The sequence below is a fragment of the Prevotella sp. TCVGH genome (assembly GCF_023522295.1).
Taxonomy (GTDB): domain Bacteria; phylum Bacteroidota; class Bacteroidia; order Bacteroidales; family Bacteroidaceae; genus Prevotella; species Prevotella timonensis.
Map to the genome: position 1 here is coordinate 51,243 of NZ_QFFX01000013.1, position 10,492 is coordinate 61,734.

General features: G+C 47.7%; 9 protein-coding genes. 2 read left to right on the forward strand and 7 right to left on the reverse strand.

Annotated features, from left to right (window positions below; all coding sequences use genetic code 11):
- Positions 1 to 3: 3 nt before the first annotated feature.
- From DEM91_RS04040 to DEM91_RS04065, 6 genes are all read right to left on the reverse strand, one after another.
- Positions 4 to 720 carry a Crp/Fnr family transcriptional regulator gene (locus DEM91_RS04040; RefSeq protein ID WP_249858088.1) on the reverse strand — a complete coding sequence of 239 codons (717 nt, stop codon included), beginning with the start codon at positions 718 to 720 and terminating at the stop codon, positions 4 to 6.
- Between the two features lie 75 nt (positions 721 to 795).
- Positions 796 to 1,842: an FAD:protein FMN transferase gene (locus DEM91_RS04045; protein ID WP_410525621.1), complete on the reverse strand. Its 1,047-nt coding sequence runs from the start codon at positions 1,840 to 1,842 to the stop codon at positions 796 to 798.
- A 113-nt stretch (positions 1,843 to 1,955) separates the two neighbouring features.
- Positions 1,956 to 2,651 (reverse strand): DUF6048 family protein, encoded by a 696-nt coding sequence (locus tag DEM91_RS04050; protein ID WP_249858090.1) that lies wholly within the window; start codon positions 2,649 to 2,651, stop codon positions 1,956 to 1,958.
- Positions 2,602 to 3,081 (reverse strand): DUF6452 family protein, encoded by a 480-nt coding sequence (locus tag DEM91_RS04055; RefSeq protein ID WP_025072346.1) that lies wholly within the window; start codon positions 3,079 to 3,081, stop codon positions 2,602 to 2,604. Before DEM91_RS04055 ends, DEM91_RS04050 begins: the two co-directional genes overlap by 50 nt.
- The gene (locus DEM91_RS04060) at positions 3,069 to 4,031 is read right to left on the reverse strand and encodes a glycosyltransferase family 2 protein (protein WP_025072345.1); all 963 of its coding nucleotides are present in this window, start codon (positions 4,029 to 4,031) and stop codon (positions 3,069 to 3,071) included. The genes DEM91_RS04055 and DEM91_RS04060 overlap by 13 nt, the downstream gene beginning before the upstream one ends.
- Positions 4,032 to 4,144: 113 nt before the next feature.
- On the reverse strand, positions 4,145 to 4,660 hold the full coding sequence (locus DEM91_RS04065) for a DUF4199 domain-containing protein (RefSeq protein WP_249858091.1): 516 nt from the start codon (positions 4,658 to 4,660) through the stop codon (positions 4,145 to 4,147).
- A 174-nt stretch (positions 4,661 to 4,834) separates the two neighbouring features.
- Between DEM91_RS04065 and DEM91_RS04070 the strand changes: the two genes are divergently transcribed.
- Both DEM91_RS04070 and DEM91_RS04075 read left to right on the forward strand, forming a co-directional pair.
- Positions 4,835 to 6,730 (forward strand): sialidase family protein, encoded by a 1,896-nt coding sequence (locus tag DEM91_RS04070; RefSeq protein WP_249858092.1) that lies wholly within the window; start codon positions 4,835 to 4,837, stop codon positions 6,728 to 6,730.
- Between the two features lie 156 nt (positions 6,731 to 6,886).
- A complete protein-coding gene (locus tag DEM91_RS04075) occupies positions 6,887 to 9,469 on the forward strand; it encodes a beta-N-acetylglucosaminidase domain-containing protein (protein ID WP_249858093.1) in 2,583 nt (860 codons plus the stop codon).
- Between the two features lie 792 nt (positions 9,470 to 10,261).
- Here the strand turns inward: DEM91_RS04075 and DEM91_RS04080 are convergent.
- Positions 10,262 to 10,492 (reverse strand): integrase core domain-containing protein (locus DEM91_RS04080; RefSeq protein WP_249858094.1); only part of this gene is annotated, 231 nt, incomplete at its 5' end.

Genomic DNA, 10,492 nt, shown 5'->3' on the forward strand with positions numbered 1-10,492 from the left:
CCGTTAGGTGAGTCGCTCCAGTGCCGGCACCGTGATGTACCCTCTGGTAAGTTGTATCAGACCGTCGGTCTGCATGGCGTTCAAAGCAATGGATATATCTAAGCGACTGGCGTTGAGTTCGGTGGCAAGTCTCACCATCTTGATTTTGAAAACCTTTTCTCCCGCGGGTCGAAGCGAGCGGTCTTTGAAGAAGTAGATGATGCGTTGCCGGAGGTCAGTAGGTTGTGGATGCCAAGGCTGTCGCTGTAAACGCTGACTCTGCGTACAAATGATGTTGAGGAGATTGAGCCTGAACACCATGAAGTCTTGGGTAAGAGTAATGACGTGCTGCTTACTGATAGACAACGTGTTGCATGCTTCTGCTGTAGTATAGGTTCGGCGATAGTGTTGGTGCAAACCAAAGAGATGCTCTGGCTCGATGACAAGGGGTGCTTTCAGGGTTTCTGTAAGCGAATAGCCATGGTCATCCGCCTCTGCCATCACCTCGACACTGCCTTTGAAGAGCACTGTTAGCTGTCGACAGGCTTCACTCTCCTTTGCAATACATTCGCCTTGTGGGTGCTGTGCAAAGGACAGCGGTGTGGTTTCGGCAATACGCAGCAAGTCCGACTGACTGAGACCTTGAAACAGTGGCAGCGACAGAAGATGAAATGCTTCTGCATCTTCTGTGTGATAGTCCAAGGGGAGGGGAGTGTTAGATGTGCTTGTGCGGTGAGCCATGAGGATAATGTCTTAGGGTGTGCGGTAAAAGGATGCGTGTACAGTGTGTCCGAGAGAGGAACTTTAGTGCTTTCCTTATTTCTTGTCAGACAGGTTCTCTGCGCCTTGAATAGCTTTCTTCAGCGAGGGGGAGTACCACACCTTGTTTTTCCCCTGTCCGTCGGCATATATCAGATACACCATGAGGTCGGGATGATGTTGCAACACCTGTTGCGTTTTTTCCAATCCTAACACCATAAACGATGTGGCATAAGCGTCGGCTTTGGCACAAGTATTTGCCAAAACGGTGGCAGAGAGGATGTTGTGCTGTACTGGATAGCCTGTCTTTGGGTCGATGGTGTGGGCATATTTCTTTCCATTCTTATAATAGAATCGGCGGTAATTTCCGCTCGTAGCCATGGCAGTGTTCGTCACATTGAGCACCGTTTGCAGTTCGTTGTTCGTCTGTGTGGAGTCGTCCGTGGGCTTCGTGACGCCAATCTTCCACGGCAACCGTTTGTCGCTGTTGCCCTGTACCACTATCTCGCCCCCGATTTCTATCATGAAGTTCTCAACATCTTGCGAACGCAAATATTGCGCCACCACATCACTTCCGTACCCTTTGGCAATCGCCGAGCAGTCGAGCATGATGCGTGGGTCTTGTTTGCGCACCTTACTTCCGATGAGTTTTACTTTCTCGTAGCCAGTCAGATGGCGCAAACTGTCTATCACTGCCTTTGTGGGAGGCGTGCCCGACTTAAATCCGAAACCCCATACATTGACCAATGGGGCAACTGTGATGTCGAAAGCACCGTGCGTATCTTTAGAAACCGTCTTCGCCAAGTCGAAAACTTCGATGAACATTTGGTTGAGCTTAACGGGTTCGTTGCGATTGATTTTGGAAATAATCGACTCGTCATTGAAGGTCGAAAACGTTTGATCTACCAACTGAAGTCGTTGTAGAATCTCTCGGTGTAAGTCCTTGTCCGACTGATAAGTAATGTGATACGTTGTACCAAATATTTGCCCTGTATTGTGTTGGTACGGCATGGTGTTTTGTTGGCGAATAATGTAAATCGAGCCAACGATTAAGAAAAGAAGAAAAACAATCCGAAATATAGAAGATTTTGTTATTTTCATCATTCAATTATTTTTAGTTCCAACCTTGATTTTTTTTATTTGTTCGCACACTTCCTCTCATTCCATACGTAAGGTAGAGCATCCCATTCTTCATCCTTCTGGGTTCACTCCGCCTGCTAAATTTCCACCGTAACGAGGAATGTCCCACCTATGGGTGTTGCTTTGGGCTTGCCAAAGCCCGGCACGTACCAAGGGTCGCCTGCCTCGGTGTTGGCACTACTGGCAATGCGGTGTTTGTATCTCACGCTCCAGCCCATGCGAAGAGGTCCCCAAAGCTTCACATCCACGCCCATCACGGCTTCCAACCAGTGGTATTGGTTGCTAATATCGTTCAGATTGAAGGGGAGCTGGGTGCCATACACGGGGTCGGTAATGCCAGGGTGGTTCACCGTATATTTGAAAGAAGTGTAGCCATAGCGTGCCCCCACGTACAGCCGATAGTCGTCGTCTTTGTTCTTCAGCATGTTTACATCTAAACCGATACGACCATACGGAGCTTTGCAAGTGTAGTGCAAGTGGGTTGTGACATCCTCGCTGTCGGCTTGTCCGTAACCCAATTCCACGACAGGAAAATATTTGTTGCGCAAACTCACTCGGGCGGCAGCTTCGTATTGTCCATAGTCGGAGAGCAGCAGTTGGAGCGGTCCCACCAAGTCGGCAGATACTGCCACATGTCGTAGAAAGCGTGTCGAGTCTTTGGGTTGCTCAAATATCTTCTTCGGTATTTGCGCCTGTATTGTTGTGCCCAATAGGAGCAGCACACTAATACAGATATTTTTTGAAATAGAGGTATAGGTGTGGATTCGTTGCATCGTAATTCACGTTTTCGTTGTTAATGACTACCGAGTCGAGCGTTTGATGTGTACACGTCACCGATTTGAGGCGGTGGAACATGGCAGGCGGACAGTCAATCGATTCAAAATGCGGCTGGTCGTCTTTGGCTATGCGCAGCGTGTCACGAAACACTTGGCCGTCCTTGTTCGCAATTTTGAAGAAAAACACATCCTCTGGCTGTGCATAACTGATGGGCAAGATAAAGCTGTCGATGCCCACTGCCCGATTTAGCAACACCGTGTCCGTCCCCATGCTACGCGCAGCGATGATGGTCAGCGTGTCTTCCAACTTCGGTTGTGAACCCATGAGCTTGTACGATGTTACCACGGTGTTGTTCAAAGGGCAATCAATAGACGAGCATGCGGTGAAGCCCAAGGCGACAGACAGCAAAAAGATTATTCTTCGCATCGAATGGTTTTTTCTATTTGGTAATCGTTTCGAGTTGGATTTGACCTACTAATCAAGTCGCCCACAAACCCAGCCAAGAACAGTTGGGTGCCGATGAGCATCGTGGTAAGGGCGATGTAGAAGTAAGGCGAATCGGTAATCAAGCGCATGGGGATGCCGTTGGAAAGGGCGTAGAGCTTTTCTGCTCCCAATATCATCACAGCGATGAGCCCAACTAAAAACATCAAGGAGCCTAAAAATCCAAAGACATGCATGGGCTTTTTACCGAAGTTGGACAAGAACCACAGTGTGATGAGGTCTAAATAACCGTTGAAGAAACGGTTGAGTCCAAACTTAGAAGAGCCGTATTTGCGTGCTTGATGCTGCACTACCTTTTCGCCAATCTTGCAGAATCCTGCCTCTTTCGCCAAGTAAGGGATGTAGCGGTGCATCTCGCCATACACCTCGATGTTCTTCACCACTTCTTGCCGATAAGCTTTCAGTCCGCAGTTGAAGTCGTGCAGGTTGCTGATGCCACTAATTTTGCGAGCCGTAGCGTTGAAGAGTTTGGTAGGAAGTGTCTTGCTCAGTGGGTCGTATCGCTTCTGTTTATAGCCCGACACAAGGTCGTAGCCCTCTTTCGTAATCATGCGATAGAGTGCAGGAATCTCTTCGGGCGAATCTTGTAAATCGGCATCCATGGTAATCACCACCTTGCCCTGTGCTTCCTTAAAGCCACAATACAGGGCTGGACTCTTGCCGTAGTTACGTCTAAAACAGATACCTCGCACAGCCTCCGACTGCTTACTGAGTCGTTGGATGACCTCCCATGAATGGTCGGTAGAGCCGTCGTTTACAAAAATTACTTCAAACGAATAAGCGTTTGCTTGCATCACCCGCTCTATCCATGAGAAGAGTTCGGGCAACGATTCTTCCTCGTTGTACAAGGGAATTACTACAGATATGTCCATACTATTCTATTCATCATTCACAACGTTGCCCTCACTCTTTTGTCCGCCTCTCCTCATCTGCATAGGAGAGAGGGTAGAGGACGGCGTGTGGGTAGGGCGAAGTTGTGAGGTGTTTATTTCTTCTTTTTGCCAAAAATCGCCACAATGGTACTGGTCAATGTTCCAATGAAAAGGTTTTGCATCATGAACATAAATGCCAGTTCAATGGGCGAAACGCTTCGCATCATTTCAATGGATTGCTGGAGGTTGCTCCAGTAGTCGGTGTTTCTCGTATCTATCGCTTTCAGCTCTTCTACCGACTGGTTGAGTAGCTGCACAAAGTGGCCGTTGTCCAAGAACTGGAAATACAGACACTGCACCATGGCAAATATCAGCGAGGCATAAAATGTCATGTAACAGCCGTAGGCAAAGGCGCGCCGATAAGAGATACTACCGTCGAGCGCATAGTTGCGAAACTTGATGACACGCCACGTCATCAGCACTGGCGTCATCAAGAGGAGCAGGTTGCCCAAGATATTCAGCGGTGGATACATCAAACAGGCAAAGCTGGAGGTCCACTGCAGAGCGAGCCAAAGACCGTCAATGCGAGCAAAGGCTTTGAGTTGGATAAGTGTTTGTACGTTTATCATAACTAATGTGCAAAAGTAAGCAAATAATCTAATAAACAGAGAATTGTTTCTTATTATCTTTCCTCTTTCTGAATAATTCGACATTTTGTACCATTATTTCAAATAAATTTAGTATTTTTGTAAACGAAACAATAGAATTATTATTTATTTACACATTAAAAGACGCTATTAGCTATGAATCTAAAATCGCTACGATTATTATGGACCTTTGCACTGCTCCTTTCTTTGGGGTGGAGTACCGCAAATGCAGCGGACAAAGTAATCCGCATTCAGAAGTCAACAGGTACATGGACCAAGTCCAATCCTGCCAAAACATGGGCTGCGCAATGGACCAGTAACGACGTTGATCCCATGCTCACCCTGACTTGTGCTGCCAACAATATGGCGTACTACGACGGGAACGAGATAAAGCTTTTTACAGGAAACGGCTCGGTGCAGTTCAGTGCTGATTACACCTTAGCTGTTACTCCTGGCTACGAAATCGTGAGTTACGAATTTTCTTTCTCGTCCGAGAATGCAGGGCGGAAGATTGTGGTGACACCAAAAGGCGCTGCCGAATTTTCGTCCGATGACCCCACACAGTGGCAAGCTGTGCAGGTGACAGATATCCACGCCGCTACGGCAACGTTCAATGTAAAGCATGCGACACGAACTACCGCAGGTTTTGCACGCTTGAAGAATGTGCTGGTAACCGTGGCAAAGGCTGCAGCTCCAGCGAATTTTCATCCGCTCTATATCACTCGTCCCAACCAACATCCTTACCGCATACCAGCCTTGGCTTGCATGAAAGACGGTAAGTTACTGGCTTTCTCTGATTATCGCCCGGGTGGCTCTGACATTGGTTATGGCGAGGTAGATATTCAATTGCGAACCTCTACCGACCACGGTGCTACTTGGACCGTTGCACGTACCATTGCCGATGGCAAAGGAACGGGCAGCGGACTCGATTATGGCTTTGGCGATGCTGCCGTAGTAGCCGACCGCGAAAGCAATGAGGTGCTGATGATGTGTGTGGCAGGACATGTTCCCTACCAAACAGCGAACTATCAAAATGGGCATCCACTGCCCATGGTGCGTTATCTGAGTACCGATGGAGGTGAGACTTGGGGCAATTATACCGATGTTACCGCTGCCGTTTATGGACTCTTTGACGGAAGTAAAGACGGCGCAGTGAAAAGTATGTTTGCTGGTTCGGGGAAGCTATGCCAGAGCAGTATTGTGAAGCATGGAACGCACTACCGTGTGTATATGCCTGTTTGTGCCCGTGACGGTGGCAACCGCGTGCTGTATTCTGATGACTTCGGAGCAACTTGGAAAGTGTTGGGAGGGAAAGATGCACGTCCTGCTCCCGGAGGTGATGAGCCTAAGTGTGAAGAATTGCCCGACGGTAGAGTGTTGCTGTCGAGCCGCGCCAATGGGGGACGACTGTTCAACATCTATACCTATACTAACAATGAGACGGGCGAAGGCTCGTGGGGCGAGGTGGCTAAGTCGGATGCGAACAACCACGGAACGGCAGCACAAAGCAATTCGTGCAATGGCGAAATCATGATACTTCCTGTGAAGCGCAACAGCGATGGCAAGCAAATGTTCTTGGCACTGCAAAGTGTTCCCTTTGGTCCGAACCGTGCCAATGTGGGCATCTACTTCAAGGCATTAGAGAGCTTGAACGATTATTTCACGCCAAAAGCGTTTGCAAGCAATTGGACAGGAAAGAAACAAATATCACAAATGGGTTCGGCTTATAGCACCATGGTGTGGCAAAAGGACGACAAGGTGGGATTCTTCTATGAAGAGTCTACCTACGGTGCCGATTATACCAACGTGTACAAGGCTTTGACACTCGAAGAAATCACCGACGACGCATTTAGCTACGACGCTACAGTGAAACGTCCCACGGAGGATGCCAACGCCATTCAGTATTCAGACTTGACAAAGGTAACACAGCTGCTCGGTCACAAGGGGGTAGGTTTCCCTTTGGCTGATGCCGAGAGTCGTGAGCTACTCGCCAAGATATATGATGCGCCTGCCAACTACACGAAGGCACAATTGGAACACATAGCAATATAGTTGGGCTTCTTTCAACTTCCTTTCGATTCAAAAATAGCACCACAAGCAACATCAAACAAAGTTCACATTTACCATTAGACGCTGAAGAAGTGGCGAGATGATTCGCCACTTCCTTCTTATGTCACCCATGTTCAACAAAAATACAATCACATCAATATGAAACAAATCTATAAAATTTCTCTGGCAGCTGTGACGGCTGTCTTGTCCCTAAGCACTGGCATGGCGCAAGATACTGGGTTCGATCTCAGCTCGCAGCGCAAAGAGTCGCAAAACATCTTGAAAGTACCTGGACACAAAGTAAATCATCAGGGCATTGTCATCAATCCCACTCCGCAGAAAATAGAAATGAATGTCGGGGGGCAGGCTGCACTCGATGTCACTGCTGGCGTGCGCCTGAAGGATAAGACGAAGGACAAGAAACACGTGCTGGCGCAGGATCTCAACTTCCTTAACCTGCAACGCAAAGGCGTCAACCTCACCGTGAGTTATGCCTCGAAAAAGAACAATTTGCCCAATGTAGAGGGTGCTTATGCCCTGCAAATCGATGCCAAAGGCATTCGTATCACAGGGCGTGATGACAAAGGGGTGTTTTATGCCGTACAAACCTTGAAGCAACTCATGGAAAGTCCTGCTGCACAAGGCGGTAAAACGCTGCCATGTCTCTCTGTTGTCGATTATCCTACCTTCCCTTATCGAGGAGTAGTGGAGGGCTTTTATGGCACTCCATGGTCGCACAAGGCGCGCTTGTCGCTCCTCGATTTCTATGGAAAATATAAGATGAACACCTATCTCTATGGTCCCAAGGACGACCCCTATCACAGCGCACCCAACTGGCGCAAGCCTTATCCAGAGAAGGAGCGTGAGCAGATTCATGATTTGGTGATGGCAGCGCAGCGCAATCGTGTCGACTTTGTGTGGGCTATCCACCCCGGAAAGGATATTCATTGGAATGAGGAAGATTATCAAAACTTGGTGCGTAAGTTCGAGATGATGTACGAGCTCGGTGTGCGCTCGTTTGCTATCTTCTTCGATGACATCGATGGAGAGGGAACCAACCCGATGAAGCAGGTAGAACTGCTGAATCGCTTGACGCACGAATTTGTACAGCAAAAGAAAGATGTGTCGCCGCTCATCGTCTGTCCTACAGATTATTCCAAGCTGTGGGCAAACCCCTCACCGCAGGGTGCTTTGAGCATTTACGGTAGAGCGTTGGACCCCTCTGTGAAAGTGTTTTGGACGGGTGATGTGGTGTGCAGTGATGTCACCCACGAAACGTTAGACTGGGTGAATCAGCGCATTCAGCGTCCTGCCTTCTTCTGGTGGAACTATGCGGTGACCGACTATGTGCGCCACATCGTACTTCAGGGGCCTGTTTATGGACTCGATACCACGGTGACACCCAACGAGATGTGCGGACTGGTGAGCAATCCTATGGAACATGCCGAAGCGTCCAAGCTGTCGCTCTATAGTGTGGCAGATTATACATGGAACCCAAAGGCGTACAATGCCATAGATAGTTGGGAACGTGGTTTGCAGGTGGTTGCTCCTCGCTCTCACGAGGCTTATCGCACCTTTGCCATTCATTCGGCAGATACGGAGACGGGTTACCGTAGGGATGAGTCGTGGGAGACGGAGACATTCCGCTTCAACAACTATACGCCCCAACAGCTCGAGGCGTTGTATCAGGAGTTCGACCGCATCGAGAAAGTGCCTACACAGATGCAGCAAGCCAACGACAACCCTGCCTTGCTAAAGGAGTTGCAACCTTGGCTGGTGGAGTTTGGACGCTTAGGCACACGAGGAAAGCGCACGATTGATTTAATGAAACAGTACAAGGAGGGTGATTTAACCGATTTCTGGACGGGTTACGTGCAAAACATTATGACGCTCAACGAGCGCAAGGCTTACGAAGCGCATCGCTCGGGAACCATGAAGTTGCAACCATTCTATGAGGTGGCGATGCAAGACTTGAGTGAAGCGTTTTATCAACAGATATCTGGGCGCAAGCCGTTCGTATATCGTGCCGTGGGCTCTTATCCCAACCTCAAGACCACCCTCTCGCAATTGATGTTCGACACAGATACCACCTCTTATTATACCTCTACTGCATCGCAGCGAACAGGCGAGTGGATAGGGGTAGACTTGGGTTGTGTGAAGCCTGTCCGTGAGGTGCATATTCTTCAGGGACGCAACTCGGTAGACGATGTAGATTACTTCGACCATGCCACTTTGGAATATTCTGCCGACGGCAACAACTGGCAACCACTGTTGAAAGAGCTGAAAGGCGTCTACGATGTGCAGTGGGAGGGGGCTGAAGTGATGGCGCGCTATGTGCGCTTGCGCAAACTGCCTTCTGAGAAAAAGAATTGGACTGCTGTCCGTTTGTTTGAGGTCAATCCTGTTCGTCAGCAATATTTAGGTTTTAAGGTAGATGCTGGTTCGCAAACCGAGGCTGCCCTGCGGGCATTTGATGAGCAACCCACCACTGCATTCCATCTTTCGGGTCGTCTGTCGTTCGACATCAAACCGGGTGTTTCGCAATATGCTCTGCTGATGCGCTTGCCTGCAAACGGCGGCGTGAAGGTGAGTCAGTTCGACAAACGTGGGAAATGTATCCACACCGAACAGGTAACCACTAACTTCTATCCCTTCACTCCAATGTCTCGCACCACACGAATAGTTGTCGAGGGCGATGCCGAGATTTACGAAGTTGTGATGAAGGATGCACCGCGCAAATAGCATTTGCTGCTGATGATAGGCTGGTTCTATAAATTAGCTTTGTTAGATTTTGAGCTTATTTTTGAGGTCAAAATGCAAGGGCGTGAAGGAGTGTAGCGAGCTACACGACTGAACAATCTTACATTTTGAACCAAAAACGGAGCAAGCCGAATACAATCAAACTTGTTTGAATTGTTGAGGCACAGCCTGTTTTATATAAAAAGAAGCCAAAAGATAACAAAACGTATTTCATAAAATTTTAATGACTATATGCGGTGGTAATTTATAGAACCAGCCTATTACCAACACAAGGATGGGGCTCACCGCTCCATCCTTGTTGCTAAATATGGTGGGGGAAAGCACATCATGGATTTCACTCGCATGAAAAAAGACAACCATTTTTCAGATAAAGCCTGCTTTTTTGGCTGTTATCCCATTACAATAATGCCGTTGTAAACATGAGTTAGCACCCTTAACCCATGTAGATAGTCTGGTTAACCCATGTAAATAGTCCGGTTAAGTCATTTAGATAGCTTGAAGGGGTGACAGTTGGATGTACTTTCCTAAAATCACTTGACAGTCTTTATTCACTTTTCCTAATTTACTTGTCAAATTTTTTCATTCATTCTAATTTACTTGTCAATTTCGGTTTTCGGCAAAAAAATATATTTTCAAACAGAGAAAAAGATAGCCTAAAGATGAACGAGCCCTGTTTTCGGCAAGTTCTTTAGAGGGCTCGAAGCCCCTAAAGAACTTTAGTAAGATAGCCTGTAAGCATCACTCACCCAGTTTTCGGCTTGACAAAGATAGCCTTTATTCGGTGGATGTGCAATGATTTTGCTTGTTTTTCCATAAATTGTTTCCTGGCTCTTCTCCTCTATATACCGCTATTGGAATTTTTAGTCCGATACTCATATGAGGACGCTTAAAGTTATAGAAATCAATCATTTTAGCTATCTCTTGATGTGCATGATTAAAGTTTTTATACATCTCTGAACGATAGATCCATTCCACTTTAAATATTCCATTTTGGCGTTCGGCTAT